General features: G+C 68.7%; 16 protein-coding genes and 2 tRNA genes. 15 read left to right on the top strand and 3 right to left on the bottom strand.

The window, feature by feature from the left end; translation table 11 throughout:
* Positions 1–12 precede the first annotated feature (12 nt).
* Both RHM57_RS08870 and RHM57_RS08865 read left to right on the top strand, forming a co-directional pair.
* On the top strand, positions 13–189 hold the full coding sequence (locus tag RHM57_RS08870; protein WP_134448101.1) for a DUF1059 domain-containing protein: 177 nt from the start codon (positions 13–15) through the stop codon (positions 187–189).
* Between the two features lie 5 nt (positions 190–194).
* Complete coding sequence (locus RHM57_RS08865) at positions 195–1340, top strand: EAL domain-containing protein (protein ID WP_322189753.1); 1146 nt, start codon at positions 195–197, stop codon at positions 1338–1340.
* 54 nt (positions 1341–1394) lie between these two features.
* On the opposite strand, the gene RHM57_RS08860 is transcribed toward RHM57_RS08865, so the two are convergent.
* Positions 1395–2888: an SDR family NAD(P)-dependent oxidoreductase gene (locus RHM57_RS08860; protein WP_322189752.1), complete on the bottom strand. Its 1494-nt coding sequence runs from the start codon at positions 2886–2888 to the stop codon at positions 1395–1397.
* A gap of 114 nt (positions 2889–3002) precedes the next feature.
* On the bottom strand, positions 3003–4595 hold the full coding sequence (locus RHM57_RS08855) for an MFS transporter (RefSeq protein WP_134561200.1): 1593 nt from the start codon (positions 4593–4595) through the stop codon (positions 3003–3005).
* A 186-nt stretch (positions 4596–4781) separates the two neighbouring features.
* Here RHM57_RS08855 and RHM57_RS08850 point away from each other — a divergent pair, with 186 nt between their 5' ends.
* From RHM57_RS08850 to RHM57_RS08805, 10 genes are all read left to right on the top strand, one after another.
* Complete coding sequence (locus RHM57_RS08850) at positions 4782–5384, top strand: DsbA family protein (protein WP_134447866.1); 603 nt, start codon at positions 4782–4784, stop codon at positions 5382–5384.
* A 63-nt stretch (positions 5385–5447) separates the two neighbouring features.
* Positions 5448–5981 (top strand): ribose-5-phosphate isomerase, encoded by a 534-nt coding sequence (locus RHM57_RS08845; protein WP_322189751.1) that lies wholly within the window; start codon positions 5448–5450, stop codon positions 5979–5981.
* A gap of 1 nt (position 5982) precedes the next feature.
* Positions 5983–6981 (top strand): Fpg/Nei family DNA glycosylase, encoded by a 999-nt coding sequence (locus RHM57_RS08840; protein ID WP_322189750.1) that lies wholly within the window; start codon positions 5983–5985, stop codon positions 6979–6981.
* Positions 6982–7018: 37 nt separating this feature from the next.
* Positions 7019–7699: an FMN-binding negative transcriptional regulator gene (locus tag RHM57_RS08835; RefSeq protein WP_134447872.1), complete on the top strand. Its 681-nt coding sequence runs from the start codon at positions 7019–7021 to the stop codon at positions 7697–7699.
* The gene (locus RHM57_RS08830; protein WP_322189749.1) at positions 7696–9186 is read left to right on the top strand and encodes an amidohydrolase; all 1491 of its coding nucleotides are present in this window, start codon (positions 7696–7698) and stop codon (positions 9184–9186) included. The genes RHM57_RS08835 and RHM57_RS08830 overlap by 4 nt, the downstream gene beginning before the upstream one ends.
* Positions 9187–9293: 107 nt before the next feature.
* Entirely contained in the window at positions 9294–10721 is a 1428-nt protein-coding gene (locus tag RHM57_RS08825) for a sensor histidine kinase (protein ID WP_322189748.1), read from the top strand.
* 4 nt (positions 10722–10725) lie between these two features.
* Positions 10726–11406 (top strand): response regulator, encoded by a 681-nt coding sequence (locus RHM57_RS08820; protein ID WP_241985044.1) that lies wholly within the window; start codon positions 10726–10728, stop codon positions 11404–11406.
* A 131-nt stretch (positions 11407–11537) separates the two neighbouring features.
* Positions 11538–12515, top strand: coding sequence for an L-lactate dehydrogenase (locus tag RHM57_RS08815; protein WP_134447880.1), 978 nt, complete (start codon positions 11538–11540; stop codon positions 12513–12515).
* Positions 12516–12542: 27 nt separating this feature from the next.
* Positions 12543–13358 carry a sulfite exporter TauE/SafE family protein gene (locus tag RHM57_RS08810; protein WP_134447882.1) on the top strand — a complete coding sequence of 272 codons (816 nt, stop codon included), beginning with the start codon at positions 12543–12545 and terminating at the stop codon, positions 13356–13358.
* A 54-nt stretch (positions 13359–13412) separates the two neighbouring features.
* Positions 13413–14555, top strand: a complete 1143-nt coding sequence (locus RHM57_RS08805) for a hypothetical protein (protein ID WP_322189747.1) — start codon at positions 13413–13415, stop codon at positions 14553–14555.
* A 44-nt stretch (positions 14556–14599) separates the two neighbouring features.
* Here the strand turns inward: RHM57_RS08805 and RHM57_RS08800 are convergent.
* Positions 14600–14673, bottom strand: a tRNA-Gly gene (locus tag RHM57_RS08800).
* A 166-nt stretch (positions 14674–14839) separates the two neighbouring features.
* Between RHM57_RS08800 and RHM57_RS08795 the strand changes: the two genes are divergently transcribed.
* From RHM57_RS08795 to RHM57_RS08785, 3 genes are all read left to right on the top strand, one after another.
* Positions 14840–14916: transfer RNA gene (locus tag RHM57_RS08795), tRNA-Pro, on the top strand.
* 42 nt (positions 14917–14958) lie between these two features.
* Positions 14959–16407, top strand: coding sequence for a trigger factor (tig, locus tag RHM57_RS08790; protein ID WP_134447886.1), 1449 nt, complete (start codon positions 14959–14961; stop codon positions 16405–16407).
* Between the two features lie 193 nt (positions 16408–16600).
* Positions 16601–17200: an ATP-dependent Clp protease proteolytic subunit gene (locus RHM57_RS08785; RefSeq protein WP_134447888.1), complete on the top strand. Its 600-nt coding sequence runs from the start codon at positions 16601–16603 to the stop codon at positions 17198–17200.
* Positions 17201–17215: the final 15 nt, after the last annotated feature.

Genomic DNA, 17215 nt, shown 5'->3' with positions numbered 1-17215 from the left:
AGGGTGGGGCTCGTGAAATCGTTTGCTTGTGGAGATGTGGTGCCGGGCTGCGAGGCCCGTTGGGTGTGCTCGACGGATGACGAAATCCTGTTTCAGGTGTCGGCTCATGCCGCCGCCGTGCACGGATTGAGCGAGGTCTCGCCAGAGCTCGAACAGGCCGTGCTGGCCACCATCGTCCCGGTCGGCTGACGCTCGTGCCGGCCGACCGCGTTCGGGCCGATCGCGCCCCCGGCGACGCAGGCTGGGACTCCATGCTCGCCGCGGCCTGCCGGGGAGAGGGTGTGTCGAGCGTCTACCAGCCGATCGTCGACTCCGCCAGAGGCGTGATCGTCGGGTATGAGGCCCTGACCAGGTTCTCGGGATACTCCGAGCGGAACCCGGAGAGCTGGTTCGCCGCAGCCCGCGCGCACGGCCGGGCGGAAGAACTCGAGGTGCTCGCACTGCGCACGGCGCTCGTGGCGCGCCCGACCCTGCCGCGGAACTGCTTCCTGACCCTCAACGTGTCACCGGACCTGCTGTCGTGCGAGAGTGTCCGCGAGGTGTGGCGGGACGAGGGTGACCTCGGGGGCCTGATCATCGAGTTGACCGAACAGGCGCCCATCGAGTCCTACCTGTCCCTCGAGCCCTATCTCCACGAGGTGCGTGCGGCGGGCGGTCTGATCGCCGTCGACGACGCCGGATCCGGGTATGCCGGCTTGCGGCATCTGCTTTCGCTCCGCCCCTCGATGATCAAGCTCGACAGGGCCCTGATCCAGGATCTCGATCGTGACGAGGCGAAACTCGCGCTCGTCGAAATGGTCGGAACCTTCGCGGGCCGGGTCGACGCGTGGCTGCTCGGGGAAGGCGTCGAGACCGTCGAGGAACTCGACGCGCTCGTCGCCCTCGGGGTGCCCCTCCTGCAGGGCTACGTGCTCGCGCGGCCGGCGCCGCCGTGGGCCCGGATCGACGTCGACGTGGCGCTCCGCCTCGCCGCGCGACGAGTGTCCAGCGCGGCCGCGGTGATCCGGGACGTACTCGAGGTCGTTCCGACCGTCGAAAGCGTCGCAGCAGCCGCCGCCGCCTTCGGCGCACAACCGAGGCTGCGCTCCGTTGTGCTCATTGATGAGCACCATCGCCCGGTGGCGGCGCTCGGCGGTGGATCCGCCCGGCTCGGGGTCGTGAGCCAGGGCCTCAGGGTGAACCTGGACACGCCCATCACCGAGGCACTCAAGCGCGCGATGACCCGCGACGAGACGAGCAGGTTCGACCCGCTCCTCGCGACCGACAACGCCGGCCGTTTCACGGGCATCGCCCGCCTGGAACGTCTGGTCACCGCGGTGGCCGGTTCCGACCGGTCGTGAGTGCGGTCGACAGCCCCGCTCCTCCGGCGGCAGCCGTGCAGCCGGGCCCCCGGGCTACCAGGCTGCGGGCTTGTAGTCCTTGAGGAAGACGCCGTAGAGGTCCTCGCCTGCCTCGCCGCGCACGATCGGGTCGTAGACCCGCGCCGCACCGTCGACGAGGTCGAGCGGGGCATGGAAGCCCTCCTCGGCGAGGCGCAGCTTGGTCGGGTGCGGCCGCTCGTCGGTGATCCAGCCGGTGTCGACGCTCGTCATCAGGATCCCGTCGCCGAGCATCTCCTTCGCGCTCGTGCGGGTGAGCATGTTGAGCGCGGCCTTGGCCATGTTCGTATGCGGGTGGCCTGGCCCCTTGTAACCGCGGCCGAAGACGCCCTCCATCGCCGACACGTTGACGATGTACGTGCGCCGGGCAGTGGATGCCGCGAGCGAGGCCCGCAGACGGCTCACGAGCAGGAACGGCGCCGTCGTGTTGCAGAGCTGCACCTCGAGCATCTCGAGCGGGTCGACGTCCTCGACGTTGGCGGTCCAGCTGTTGGCGGAGTGCAGGTCGGGAACGAGGCCGCCCGCGTCGATCGCGGTACCGGCCGCGTGCCGGGCGAGCGAGGACGAGCCGGGTGCGAGCGCGAGCGCGGTGAGGTCGTCCGCGGTGAGCGCTTCGGTTGTAGACACGGTCGCCGCGGCGAGGATCGGGTGGCTCGTCACCGAGGCGGCGAGGGCGCTCGGGTGGGCGTCGTTGGTGTGGCCGAAGCTGACGATCTCGGGCACGGAATCGGCCGGCAGCGGCGAAGACTCCGCCTCGACGAGCATCGAGTACGAACCGGGGGAGCGGCGCACGGTCTGCGCCGCGTTATTGATCAGGATGTCCAGGGGGCCTGCTGCCGCGACGGAGTCGGCGAGGCCGATCACCTGGGCGGGGTCGCGCAGGTCGATGCCGACGATCCGCAGCCGGTGCAGCCAGTCGCCGGAGTCGGGCATCGCGGTGAAGCGTCTGACCGCGTCCCGGGGGAACCGGGTCGTGATGGTGGTGTGGGCGCCGTCCCGCAGCAGCCGCAGCGCGATGTACATGCCGATCTTGGCCCGGCCGCCGGTGAGGAGTGCGCGCTTGCCGGTCAGGTCGGTGCGGGCGTCGCGCTTCCCGTGGCTCATCGCAGCGCAGGCCGGGCAGAGCTGGTGGTAGAACGCGTCGACGAGGGTGTACTTCTGCTTGCAGATGTAGCACGCCCGCGGAACGAGAAGCTCGCCTGCCGACGCCCGGTCGGTGCCGAGGCGCAGCTGGGCGCCGACGGTCTCGTCGTCGATCCGGGTCGGGGCGCCGGTCGCGGTCGCCGCGATGACCTCACGGTCGGCCTCCGCGATCAGGGCCCGCTTCTCGCCGCGGCGCACCTGCTTGACAGACTTGAACATCTTCGCGGTCGCCTGCCGGACGGTGACGAAGTCAGGGTCTTCCTGGTCGAGTGCGGCGAGGGAGGCGAGCACTCGCAGGGCGGTCTCGAGGTCGCCGGGGTCGATGCTCGGGACGGGCACGGACTCTGCGGAAGGCTCGATGGTCATCCGTCAATAGTACGGGCAGCTCCCGGACGCCGCCCGGGCGGACCGCCTGACGAAGAAGCGGCGTCCGTCCCAGGGGACGGACGCCGCGTGCCCCTGGGGCGGATGCCGGTGGTGCTAGACGCCGACCGGGTGGCGCTCTGGCTCGGTTTCGGGCTCCGGGAGAATGGCGTCGATCGAGCTCGTCGCCGGCTCATAGGTGTGGTCGAACGGCATCTCATTGGTGTCGAGGTTCGGGTTCTCGTCCTGGGTGGCGACGAGTTCCCGTGCCTCGAAGACGGAGTCGACGCTCGGCATCGAGCCGGGCAGGGGGCGCTGGGCGCTCTCCTTGAGGAAGAAGATGCTCACCGCTCCGACAGCCGAGGTGGCCATCAGGTAGTAGGCGGGCATCATGTCGTCGCCCGTTGCCTCGATGAGGGCCGCGATGATGAACGGGGTGGTTCCACCGAAGATGGCGACCGCGAAGTTGTACGCGATGCCCATCGCGCCGTACCGGCTCTCGGTCGGGAACAGCGCGGGCAGGGCCGAGGCGAGGTTCGACACGTAGAACGTCACCGGGAACGCGATCAGGGCAAGACCGAGCAGGGTCGACCAGATCTCGCCGACACCGATCAGCATGAACGCCGGGATCGAGAGCACGACCGTGCTGATCGCACCGACCCAGAGCACCGGCCGGCGGCCGATCTTGTCGGACAGGTGCCCGGTCAGCGGGATGCAGAGCGCCATGATGACGAGCACAGGGATGGTGAGCAGGGTGCCGTGCAGCTCGTCGTACCCGAGCGAACTCGTCAGGTAGGTCGGCATGTACGAGGTGAGCGCATAGCCGACGGTGTTGGCTGCTGCGACGAGGATCATGGCGAGCAGGATGCCCCGCCAGTGCGCCTTGAAGATGGTCAGCGGGCCGTTCGGGGCCGCGTCGGTGCCGTTCGGATCCAGTGACGCTGCTTCCTTGGCGTCGAGGGTGGCCTGGAAGGCGGGGGATTCCTCGATCTTCATCCGGAAGTAGATGGCGATCAGGCCGAGCGGTCCGGCGAGCAGGAACGGCAGGCGCCAGCCCCAGTCCTCCATGGCCGGCTGGCCCAGGGTGACCTGCAGGATCGACACGAGTGCGGCGCCGATCGCGAAGCCGAGGTAGCTGCCCATGTCGAGGAAGCTCGCGAAGAACCCGCGGTGCTTGTCCGGGGCGTGTTCGCTGACGAAGGTGGTGGCACCGGCGTACTCGCCACCGGTGGAGAAGCCCTGGACGAGCTTGGTCAACACCAGGAGAGCGGCGGCCCAGCTGCCGATCATCGCGTAGTTCGGCAGGATGCCGACCACGAACGTCGACGCGGCCATGATCATCAGCGTCATGGCGAGGACCTTCTGGCGGCCGATCTTGTCGCCGAGCCAGCCGAAGAAGACGCCGCCGATGGGGCGGGCGATGAAGGTGGCGGCGAAGGTGCCGAGGAGGAACAGGGTCTGGACCGACTTGTCGGCCTCGGGGAGGAACACCGGTCCCATGGTCGTGATGAGGTAGCCGAACACGCCGACGTCGTACCATTCCATGGTGTTTCCCACGATGGTTCCGCCGAGTGCTTTCTTGAGCATCGGCTGGTCGACGACGTTGACGTGGGAGACCCTCAGGCGACGCTGCAGGAGGGGCTTTTTGGTCTTGATTATGGCGCGCTTGGCACCGGGCATAGAGTCTGACAAACTACGGTCTCTGGGCATTTGAACTTCTCTCGTGGAGATCACTTGCTCGCGACGTGGAGCTGGCCCTTTTCGGGCATAACGAGCAATTTTAGTCCAAAAACGCCGTCAAACCGAATTTTTTGGTGGGATACCGACGCTGGGCAGGGGTTTCTTCACCTTCGCGGAGCGAGCGGATGCGGGTGTGCGTGCACCTAGGCTGGTGCGATGACGGACACCGTGAAGTTCTGGTTCGACCCCTCCTGCCCCTGGGCCTGGATGACCTCCCGCTGGGTGGATGAGGTGGCCTCACAGCGTGACCTCGACGTCACCTGGAAGGTGATGAGCCTCGCGGTGCTCAATGAGGACAACGACGTGAGCGAAGAGTACGCCGCGTTCTTCCCCCGGGCTCTCCGGTACACCCGCCTCGTGCAGGCGGCGCAGGAGCTGCACGGGCAGGCGACCGTGAAGGCCCTCTACGACGCACTCGGCACCCGGATCCACCCCGGCGGCAGCACGAACCCCGACGAGGTCATCCCGGCGGCGCTCGCCGAGGTCGGCCTTCCGGCGGACTTCGCCGCGTGGGCCGACAGCGACCACTACGACCCGGAGATGCGCGCAAGCCACTTCGACGGGATGAACCGGGTCGGCCAGGACGTCGGCACCCCGGTCATCGCGGTGAACGATGTCGCCTTCTTCGGCCCGGTCATCTCGCCGGCGCCCAGGGGCGAAGCCGCGACGAAACTGTGGGACGGCGTCGTGGCCGTGGCCGCGTACCCCGGTTTCTTCGAGATGAAGCGCACCCGCACGGTCGGCCCGATCTTCGACTGAGCGGATGCCGGCGGCGCCGGGAGCAGGACGGCGATCGCACGGGACGGCAAATAGTATGGGGTCATGCGCATTCACCTCGCCACTGACCATGCCGGCCACGATTTCAGCCGTTTCCTCGTCGGTCACCTGACCGAGGCCGGCCACGAGGTCGTCGACCACGGGCCCACGAGCTACGACCCGCTCGACGACTACCCGTCGTTCTGCATCAATGCCGCCCAGGGCGTCGTCGACGACCAGGCCGCGGGCATCGACGCGCTCGGCGTCGTCTTCGGGGGATCGGGCAACGGCGAGCAGATGGCCGCGAACAAGGTCGTCGGGGTCAGGGCCGCGCTGGTCTGGAACCTGGACATCGCCCGGCTCGCGCGTGAGCACAACAACGCGAACGTCATCTCGATCGGCGCCCGCCAGCACACGATCGAGGAGGCGACCTCCTTCATCGACGCGTTCATCGCCGAACCGTTCACGGGCGAGGAACGCCACGCGCGACGCATCCGCCAGCTTTTCGAATACGAGACCACCCGGTCCATCTCCGGCATCAGGGTCGACCCGGCACGCGTCGACCCGTCCAGCGTCGACCCGGCCCGCAGCGCGCGCTGACGTGCCAGAGGGTCATTCCGTCCACCGGATCGCCCGGCAGTTCGCGCGCAACTTCGTGGGCCACCGGGTGCAGCTGTCCTCGCCGCAAGGCCGTTTCGTCGAAGGCGCCGCCGTGCTCGACGGGCACGTGATGACCAGGGCGCGCGCCGTCGGCAAGCAGATGTTCCTCGAATTCGACAACGGGCTCTGGCTGCGGGTGCACCTCGGCATGTACGGCGCGTGGGACTTCGCCGGTGAGATCCTGATGGACGCCACGATCGCATCCGCCAACGGCCGGATGGGCCAGACCAACCAGCGCGGCACAGACCTCGACGGGCCGGCGGATGCCGTCCTCGACTCCGCGGGGGAGAACTCGCTCCGGAGCATCGGGGCTCCCCGGCGCACCCGGGTGCGGATGGCCGAGCAGGAGAAGGAGATCGACCAGCGGGGCACCTTCCCGCCTGAACCGGTCGGGCAGGTGCGGGTGCGCCTGCTCACCGACACGGTGTGCGCGGACCTGCGCGGCCCCACCGCCTGCCAGGTGCTCGACGCCGCAGAGGTGCAGGCGGTCATCGACAAGGCCGGCCCTGACCCGCTCCTCGATGACAGCCCAGCAGCGGAGGACCGGTTCACGGCCGTCGTGCGCCGCAAGCCCACCCCGATCGGACTGCTCCTGATGGACCAGTCCGTGGTGAGCGGCATCGGGAACGTCTATCGCGCCGAACTGTTGTTCCGGGCCGGGGTCAACCCGCACGCGCCGGGCAAGAGCCTCACCGAGGACACCGTGCGCGGTCTCTGGCGGGACTGGGCGCACCTGCTGACGATCGGCGTCGAAACCGGCCAGATGATGACCATGGACGACCTCGCCGGGGCCGACTGGGTGCTCGCGATGAAGAATCGCGCGGACCGGCACTGGGTCTACAAGCGCGAGGGCCTGCACTGCCGGGTCTGCGGCACCCACATCCTGCTCGAGGAGATGGGCGCCCGCAAGCTCTACTGGTGCCCGACCTGCCAGGCCTGAAGATCACCCTCCGCCAGCGAGACAGACAGGACGCAACATGCGCAACACCCCCAGCTTCGTGCTCACCGATCCCGCCGAAATCCGGAGGCTGATCCGGGAGAACCCGTGGGCGACCCTGGTCAGCCACACGAGCACGGGCGATCTCGTCGCCTCGCACTACCCGATGCTTCTCGACGAGTCCGTTTCAGGAACGGATACCGATTCCGGCGAGCTCGTTCTGGTCACCCACGTGGGTCGTCCAGACGAGCAACTGCACGAACTCGGGCAGCACGAGATGATCGTGATCATCCAGGGCCCGCACGGGTACGTGTCCCCGGGGTGGTACGACGCCAACCCGGCCGTGCCGACCTGGAACTTCATCACCGCGCACCTCTACGGCACGCCGGAGATCCTCAGCGCCGAGGAGAACCTGCTCGTGCTCGACCGGCTCGTCGATCACTTCGAGGAGCGCCTGCCCGAACCGCGCCGCCTGCACGGGACGGCCGCGAACTCGGCGTACGCCGACCGGATCTCGGCCGGTACCGTCGGCTTCCGCCTCCGGGTCACCCGGGTGGTCGCCAAGAGCAAGCTCAGCCAGAACAAGCCTCCCGAGACCGTCGACCGCATCATCTCCGAACTCGAGGGGACCGGTCCGTACGCGAGCGTGAACCTCGCCGCCGAGATGCGGCGCGCGCACGGGCGGCTCTCCCGCGCCGCCCGGGCCGGAGACGGCTCATGAGCCCCGATCCGCTCGTCCTCCGGAACGCCCGACTGCCCGGGAGCGACGAACTCACCGATGTCGAGATCGTCGACGGCACGGTCACGAGGCTCGGCTTCCTCGGTGGCGAGGGCGGCACGGGTGGCGACGGTCCTGCCGTCGAGTCGATCGACCTCGGCGAGCGCTGGCTGGTCCCCGGACTGTGGGACAACCACGTGCACTTCACCCAGTGGGCGCAGATCGCCCGCCGACTCGACGTGTCGACAGCAGGCAGCGCCGCGGAGGCCGCCCGGATCGTCGCGGGGCGCATCCCGCTGCTCACGACAGGGGAGCCCCTGATCGGCTTCGGCTTCCGCGACGGGCTCTGGCCGGATGCCCCCGGCCGCGCCGTCCTCGACGCCGTCTCAGGAACGGTCCCCGTCGTCCTCGTCAGCGGTGACCTGCACAGCGTCTGGCTCAACTCCGCCGCCCTCGCCGCCCGCGGACTCGGCGACCACCCCACCGGCCTGCTCCGCGAGGAAGATGCCTTTGCGGTGGAACGGGCACTCGACGCCGTTCCGGACGCGATCAGCGACACCTGGGCTGACGAAGCGGCGCGGGTCGCCGCCGCCCGCGGCGTCGTCGGCATCGTCGACCTCGAAATGGTCTGGAACCTCGACGTCTGGCGCCGCCGTATCGCCGCAGGCACCGATTCGCTCCGGGTCGAGTTCGGCATCTACACCGAACACCTCGAGCGCGCCGTCGCCGAGGGCCTCCGCTCCGGCGCCGTCATCGACGGCACCGGCGGTCTGCTGAGCGTCGGCCCGTACAAGGTCATCACCGACGGTTCGCTCAACACCCGCACCGCATACTGCTTCGACGATTACCCGGGGCTGACCGGCGCCGACGCCAACGGCGTGCTGAGCGTGGCACCGGACGACCTGCTCCGCTGGATGCGCCTCGCGAGCGAGTCCGGCATCCGCCCCGCCGTTCACGCGATCGGCGACCGGGCCAACCGGGTCGCCCTCGACGCCTTCGAGACCCTCGGCTGTGCGGGAAGCATCGAACACGCCCAGCTGCTCAGTCACGCCGACGTCGACCGGTTCGCCGCCCTCGGCGTCGTCGCGAGCGTGCAGCCAGAGCACGCCGTCGACGACCGCGACGTCGCGGACCGCTACTGGGCCGGCCGTACCGACCGCGCCTTCATGCTCGCGAGCCTGCTCCGCGCCGGGGCCCGACTCGCGCTCGGCTCCGACGCGCCCGTCGCGCCGCTCGACCCCTGGGTCGGCATCGCCGCCGCGGTCGGGCGCACCAGGGACGGCCGCGAAGCCTGGCACCCCGAGCAGGGCGTGTCCCGCCAGGCCGCGCTCGCCGCATCCGCCCGCGGCAGGCACCGGGTCGCGGTCGGCGACCCGGCCGATCTCGCCGTCTGCGAGACCGACCCGTTCGTCGCGTCCCTCGACGACCTGCGGCGGATGAACGTCGCAGCGACCCTGCTCGGCGGCCGGTTCACCCACCGCGCGCTCTGACCCGATGCGGGCCGCGGGGGTTTTCCCCCGCAGCGATTGGGACGCAGGCCCGATGGGCCTGCTGGATGTTCACGGCGAGGCTGGAGTCATCCACCAAGGAGGACACCATGACCACGACGACACCCGCAACCATCCCGCACTCCGGGGAATCTGGCAGTCTGGAGACCGTGCAGATCCCTCTGAGCAAAAATCCCGGCTATCGAGGCCTCTGGCGGTCGGTACCACGGGAACTCGGCTTTCTCCTGCTCGCCCTTCCCGTCGCGGTCATCGCCCTGAGCGTGCTCAGCACCGTCTTCTTCACGGGCGTCGGCATGGTCGCGATCTTCGTGGGGCTGTTCGTGATCGTCGCCGCCCTCTACGCCGCGCGTGGTTTCGGCCTCGTGGAGCTGACCCGCCTGCGCTGGGCCGGCCAACCGGCCATCCGGCCTCCCCGGTGGGAACGTGACGGCCAGCCGGTCACCCCGCTTCGGACCCTGCTGGGCCCGCTTGTCGGCGGCCACTACTGGCTCTACCTCCTGCACGGCATGGTCGTGAACTTCGTGATCTCGCTCGTGAGCTGGACCGTCACCGTCGTCTGGCTCTCGATCGCCCTCGGCGGGGTCAGCTTCTGGCTGTGGGGCTGGTCGATCCCGCAGGGCCAGGAGGGGGCAACCGGGCTGCTGGGCCTCGGCGAGGTGATCCTGCCGGGCACCCAGGGCGTCGGCAACCCGTACCTCGTCGAGAGCCTGCTCGAACTCGCGTTCGGCCTGGCTTTCCTCGCCACGCTGCCCTACGTCACCCGGGGCCTCGTGCTCGTGCACCGGTTCATCGGCCAGGGCATGCTCGGGGCCTGGCGCTCCGAGGCGCTCACCCGCGAGGTCGCCGACCTGAGCGCCTCCCGCGGCGCGGCCGTCGTCGCAGAGGACCGCGGCCTCCGCCGCCTCGAACGCGATATCCACGACGGACCCCAGCAACGCCTCGTGCGCCTGCAGATGGACCTCGCGAGCGCCGAACGCAAACTCGACACGGACCCTGCCGCCGTCAGGGCGCTGCTCGCCGAGGCGCGGGAGCAGGCCCACGACACCCTCGAGGAGCTCAGGGCGCTGTCCCGCGGGCTCGTCCCGCCGATCCTGCAGGACCGCGGCCTCACCGTCGCCCTCGAGTCCCTCGCAGCCAGGAGCACCATTCCCGTCGCTCTCGAATTCCAGCTCGAGCCGGGGCTGCGGCTGCCCTCCGAGATCGAACGGAGCGTATATTTCATCGCGGCCGAGCTCCTCACGAACGCCGCCAAGCACTCCCGCGCGAGCGGCATCCGCCTGCACCTCGCCCTGCGCCGGGTGCCGGACGACGACTCAACCTGGCTCGACCTCTGGGTGATCGACAACGGCATCGGTGGGGCCGTCCTCACCGAATCGCACGGGTTGTGCGGCCTCGACGAGCGCCTGCGGGGGCTGCGCGGCCTGCTGTCGATCGACAGTCCGGCCGGAGGTCCCACGAATGTCGGTGCGCACATCCCGCTGGCCGAAACCCTGCCAGGTTCGATCGTCGTATCCTGAACGGGTGACCTCGCCAGAGCAGACCAGCGCAGCATCCGCGGCTCCGCTCCGGCTCGTTCTCGCCGAGGACTCGCTCCTGCTTCGTGAGGGGCTCGTGCGGCTCTTCGACGAGGCCGGGTTCGACTGCGTGGCCGCCTATGGCGACGCGGACGGCCTGCTCGCCGACGTCGATCGCCTCCGGCCGGACATCGCCGTGCTCGACGTGCGGATGCCGCCGACATTCCGGGACGAAGGGGTGCGTGCCGCCCTCGAGCTGCGGCGCCGGCTCCCCGGAGTCGGGATCCTGCTCCTCAGCCAGTATGTCGAGGCCACATACGCTCACGAACTCCTCGCGGCCGGCGACGGAGGACTCGGCTACCTGCTCAAGGACCGGGTCGCCTCCCTCGACGAACTGCAGGATGCCGTCCTGCGGATCCACGCCGGTGGAACGGTGCTCGACCCGCAGGTGGTCCGTGAGCTTCTGGGCCGCCGCACCGACCCGCTCGAGAGACTCACTCCCCGGGAGCGGGACGTGCTCGGGCTGATGGCCGAGGGGCGCACCAACGTCAGTATCGCCTCCCGGCTCGTGATCGGGGTCGGCGCCGTCGAGAAGAACGTCACCGCCATCTTCCAGAAGCTCGGCCTCGACGATTCGGGAACGGACCACCGCAGGGTGCTCGCCGTCCTCGCCTTCCTCCGCCACTGAGTATTCTGCTGGCACTGAGTATTCTGCTGGCGCTGAGTATTCCGCTGCCACGAGGCGAATTGAACGTAGATAATTCGGTTTAATCTGACGGAACAGGTGCGAACGCGTCCTGGTGCGGGCAGACTGGAACCATGAGCGCAATCGAGAATTCCAAGCTGGCCATCATCGGAGCGGGCGCCGTCGGCACCTCCCTCGCGTATGCCTCCCTGATCCGGCAGTCGGCCCGCGAGGTGGTGCTCTACGACATCAACGAGCCCAAGGTCGAGGCCGAGGTGCTCGACCTCGCGCACGGCACCCAGTTCACCGGCGCGTCCTGCGTGTCCGGCGGTGCCGACCTCGACATGATCTCGGACGCCAACATGGTCGTGATCACCGCAGGCGCCCGGCAGCACCCCGGCCAGTCCCGCCTCGAAATGTCCGGCGTCAACGTCGGAATCCTCCGCGAACTGATGCCCAAGCTCATCAAGCGCGCCCCCGACGCGGTCTACATGATCGTGACCAACCCCTGCGACATCCTCACCTACGCCGCCCTGCACTTCAGCGGACTCCCCTCCAGCCGGGTGTTCGGCTCCGGCACCGTTCTCGACTCCTCCCGGCTGCGCTGGTTGCTCGCGCACCGGGTCGGCGTTGCGATCGCCAACGTGCATGCCACAATCGTCGGCGAGCACGGCGACTCCGAGTTCCCGCTCTGGTCCCAGGCCAGGGTCGGCCCGATCTCGCTCGACCAATGGGTCGCCGATGACATCTCCCCGGTGACCAACGGACGCGAGAAGTTCTCCGAGGCCGAGTTCGCGGCCATCACCGAGGACGTCAAGACCGCCGCGTACCGGGTGATCGCGGGCAAGGGTGCCACGAACTACGCGATCGGGCTCTCCGGTGCCCGGATCGTCGAGGCCGTGCTGCGCGACGAGGGCGCCGTGCTCCCGATCAGCTCGGTGCTGACCGACTACCGCGGCGTGAGCAACGTCGCCCTGTCCGTCCCGACGGTCGTCAACGCCGAGGGGGTGTCCCGGGTGATCGAGGTGCCCTTCTCCGAGTCGGAACAGGCCCTGTTCCAGCACTCTGCCGACACCCTGCGGGCGACGCTCGACACCCTCGGCCTGAAGTAGGGCGCGGCCCCCACTACGGTGGGAGGCATGTGGCCAGAGGCATTTGCAATCGCCGCGGCCGGTTTCGCCGCGGGCATGATCAACGTCGTCGTCGGTTCGGGGACCCTCATCACCTTTCCGATCCTCGTGCTTCTGGGATACCCGCCGCTCGTCGCCAACGTCTCCAACAACCTCGGACTCGTGGCCGGCGGCGTCGCGGGGACGATCGGCTACCGGCGCGAGATCGCCGCTCATCGCGGTTTCGCCTTCGCTCTTCTCCCTGTCGCCCTGGCCGGCGGCCTCGCCGGTGCCACCCTGCTGCTCGTGCTCCCCAGCAGCGCCTTCAAGGCCATCGTTCCTGTCCTCATCCTCGTCGGGATCCTCCTCGTCGCCGTCGGGCCGTGGATTCAGCGCCGGATCGCCGCACGAACCGCGCCGGCCAGCGAAGCGGATGCGGTGGCGGCGCCGACTGCCGAGGCGGCCGGCATCCCCGGCGGTCGTGGCCGGCGCGTCGGAATCATGGTGAGCATCTTCATCCTCGGCGTCTACGGCGGCTATTTCGGCGCGGCCCAGGGGATCCTGGTGGTGGGCGCCCTCGGCATCCTCACCACGGTCTCGCTCGGGTCACTCAACGCCGTGAAGAATCTCCTCGTCACCGGCGTGAACCTGATGGCCTCGATCATCTTCATCCTGTTCGCGCGCGACTCCATCGACTGGGCCGTGGTCGGTCTCATCACCGTCGGCGCGGGCCTCGGCGGCCTCCTCGGCGCGCGGGTCGGGCGGCGCCTGCCGCCCACTCTCCTGCGCGTGATCATCGTGACCGTCGGCGTCGTCGCGCTCGTCAACCTGATGCTCCACTCCTGACCGTTCTGTCCTCGGGGGAGCAGTCCGGAGTAGGTTGATCGCGGGGGAATTCACATGACGCTCGCAGCTTCAGCACTGGTCCGCTCCGCACCTTTGATCTGCGCCCTGACCGCGGTAGTGACGCTCGCCGGGTGCACGCAGGGTTCCGGCGGTTCCTCTCCGGGTGCCTCGCCAGAACCCACTGCATCCGCGACGCCGACGTCCCTGCCCGTCGCGCTCGACTGTGGCCTGGTCCTGCCGGTCGACCGGGCCGCAGCCGCGCTCGGACTCCCGCCGAACAGCCTCTTCGATCAGGCCACCCGGCCCACCGCCGAGCAGCAGCCGAGCAGCGGCGCCACCCAGATCATCGTGCAGGACGCGGCCGATGCCCTCGGCGGCCTGGTCGACTGCAGCTGGTCAGCCCCGGACAACGGCACCGGAGCGCTGACGGACGACGGCAGCCGGATGCTCCCGCGCGTGAGCGTCCGTGTCCTGCCCAACGCCGTCGAAGGGTTCACCGCGAGTGAACCCGATTCCGACGACGGTCTGCGGGGACTGCACCCCGTCGACCTCGGAGACACGGCGTACGTGGCCTGCCACCCGCCGGAGCACGATTCCTGCCGGGCCGAGATCCTGGTCGGAACCACCTGGGTGAACGCGACGGTCAGTCCGCAACCCACAGAGGAGAGCTTCGTGACCTTCGCTCGCACCGTTGTGGCGGCCGTTCAGACGGCGGACGCGGTGCCGGCGACGACGCCCCCACCGCGCGTCGGCTGTGACGCTCTACTCGCCGCGGCCGACCTCGCGGATGCCGTGGGCATGGCGGACTCCCGGTCGACCGATTATGGAGTGCCCGGACCGTACACATCGGGCGTTCAGCCGATCGCAGAAAGCCGGGCAGGCCTTCTCCACTGCGGCTGGTTGAGCGGGGACGCCGGTGCACTCTCCGGCGGCGTGTCCGTGACCGTGCTGCCGGGCGCTGCATCGGTGTGGCACGCGTCACCGCCGAACAAGGCGAACTCCAGCATCCGGTTCGAAGCGGTGAGCGGGCTCGGGGACGAGGCATTCGCCGGCTGCGGAGGGGACACCTGTGAGGTCGACGTGCTCTCCGGCGGTGTCTGGGTACTCGTGCAGCACTACGGGCAGCCGACCGGCAACCTGGACGGCGCGAAGACGCTTGCGGCCGCCGCACTGGCCAACTACCTCGCGAACCGATAGGGCGCCGGGGCAATTGCCGGATTCGGAAAGGGAATGACCGGATATGGAGGGGATGACGGGAATCGAACCCGCGCCATCAGTTTGGAAAACTGAGGCTCTACCATTGAGCTACATCCCCATGAGTGCCGAACTGCGCACTCAAATACCTTAGTACAGCAACGGCGACCTCGCGTACGCGAACCGGCCATGGGCATCCGGTCGGTGCAGTAGACTTACCGAGGTCAATCCGCTGTCGCGTGCACCTGCGTGGCGTCAGGCTGACTCCAACGGGTTGAGACAATATCCGGGGCGTAGCTCAGCTTGGTAGAGCGCTCGGTTTGGGGCCGAGAGGTCGCAGGTTCGAATCCTGTCGCCCCGACCATCACCCCCCTCTGAACCAGATCGAACACAGGAGATAACCCACGTGAAGTCCACGGTCGAAAAGCTGAGCCCCACGCGCGCCAAGGTCACCATTTCGGTGACCCCGGAGGAGCTGAAGCCCAGCATCACCCACGCATATGGTCACATTGCCGAAGACATCAACATCCCCGGCTTCCGCAAGGGCAAGGTTCCGCCGCCCATCATCGACCAGCGCGTCGGTAAGTCGGCCGTCCTCGAGCACGCCGTCAACGAAGGCCTCGACGGTTTCTACCGTGCCGCCGTCGACGAGCACAAGCTCCGCCCGCTCGGCCGCCCCGAGGCCGACATCGTCGAGTGGCCGTCCGACAAGGACTTCTCCGGCGACCTCAAGCTCTCCATCGAGGTTGACGTCCGCCCCGAGATCGACCTTCCCGCATACTCCGGCCTCAAGCTCGTCGTCGACACGGCCGAGGTCACCGACGAGGACGTCACCGAGGAGCTCGACAAGCTGCGCAGCCGCTTCGGCACGCTCATCACGGTCGACCGCCCCGCCAAGACCGGCGACTTCGTGCAGATCGACCTCGTCGCCTCCATCGGCGACGTCGAGGTCGACAACGCGACCGGCATCTCCTACGAGGTCGGCACCGGCGACTTGATCGACGGCATCGACGAGGCACTCGACTCGCTCAGCGCGACCGAGACCACGACCTTCAACTCCACCCTCATGGGCGGCGACCACGAAGGCGAAACCGCAGAGATCACCGTGACGGTCCTCGCCGTCAAGGAGCGCGAGCTTCCCCCCGTCGACGACGACTTCGCGCAGATCGCCAGCGAATTCGACACCGTCGCAGAGCTCACCGAAGACCTCAAGGCGCAGGCGCTGCGCTCCAAGATCTTCGGCCAGGGCACCCAGGCTCGCGAACTGCTCATCGAGCAGCTCCTCGCCTCCGTCGAGGTCCCGATCCCGACCGCGATCATCGAGGACGAGGTGCGCCGTCACCTCGAGGGCGAGAACCGCCTCGAAGACGACGTGCACCGCGCCGAGGTCACCGAGTCGAGCGAGAAGACCTTCCGCCAGCAGATCCTGCTCGACACGATCGCCGAGGCCGAGAAGGTCCAGGTCAGCCAGGACGAGCTCACCCAGTACCTGATCCAGGGCGCAGCCCAGTACGGCATGGACCCGAGCGAGTTCGTCCAGGCGCTCAGCGGAAACGGCCAGATCCCGTCGATGGTCGCAGAGGTCGCCCGCAACAAGGCCCTCGCGATCGCCCTCGGCAAGGCGGAGGTCGTTGATGGCAACGGCGCCGTCGTCGATCTCGCCGAGTTCACCGCGATCGCGGGCGACGAGCCCGAGGCCGCCGCGGACGGGACCACCTCCGTCGACGTCGACATCGACGCCGTCACGGTCGACCCCGCCGCGGACGCCGCAGCAGCCGCCGCGTCGGAAGACGCTGACGACGAGGCCGCCGAGGTCCCCGCGAAGCCGAAGAAGAAGGCCGCAGCCAAGAAGTAACACCCGCGGGCAGCATCCGCTGCCAGCACCCGCTGTACTCCAGCGAACGAGGGCCGGGCGTCTCAGGACGTCCGGCCCTTCCGTGTTCCCGGGCGCGGGGGAGCCGCGCAATCTGCCGAGGGCGAACACGGCCGTTCTGGCTCTCAGGCTCCTATAGATTCAATCTCAAGCGACAAGTGAAACGGAGCGCGACATGGCCGATATGACCCCAACACCCGGCGTTTTTGACCGACTGCTGAAAGACCGCATCATCTGGCTCGGTTCGGAGGTCCGGGACGAGAACGCCAACGAGATCTGTGCCAAGATCCTGCTGCTCGCCGCGGAGGACTCTGAGCGGGACATCTTCCTGTACATCAACTCGCCCGGCGGCTCGATCACGGCCGGCATGGCCATCTACGACACGATGAAGTTCGTACCGAACGACATCGTCACCGTCGGCATCGGGCTGGCGGCCTCCATGGGCCAGTTCCTGCTGTCCTCCGGCACCAAGGGCAAGCGGTACATCACGCCGAACGCGCGGGTCCTGCTGCACCAGCCGTCCGGCGGCTTCGGCGGCACGGCGGCAGACATCCAGACGCAGGCGAAGGTCATCCTCGACATGAAGAAGCGGATGGCGGAACTCACGGCGGAGCAGACCGGCAAGTCGGTCGAGCAGATCCTGATCGACAACGACCGCGACAACTGGTTCACCGCCCAGGAAGCCGTGACCTACGGCTTCGTCGACCACCTGCGCGGCTCCGCGTCGGAAGTAATCGGTGGCGGCGGCACCGACGACTCAGTGAACAAGATCTAGGACGGGCGTACACGA

The organism is Cryobacterium sp. 10S3 (genome assembly GCF_034344045.1).
Taxonomy (GTDB): Bacteria; Actinomycetota; Actinomycetes; order Actinomycetales; family Microbacteriaceae; genus Cryobacterium; species Cryobacterium glucosi.
Note: the sequence above shows the minus strand (reverse complement) of the source record. Positions and strands in the feature narration are given on the sequence as shown.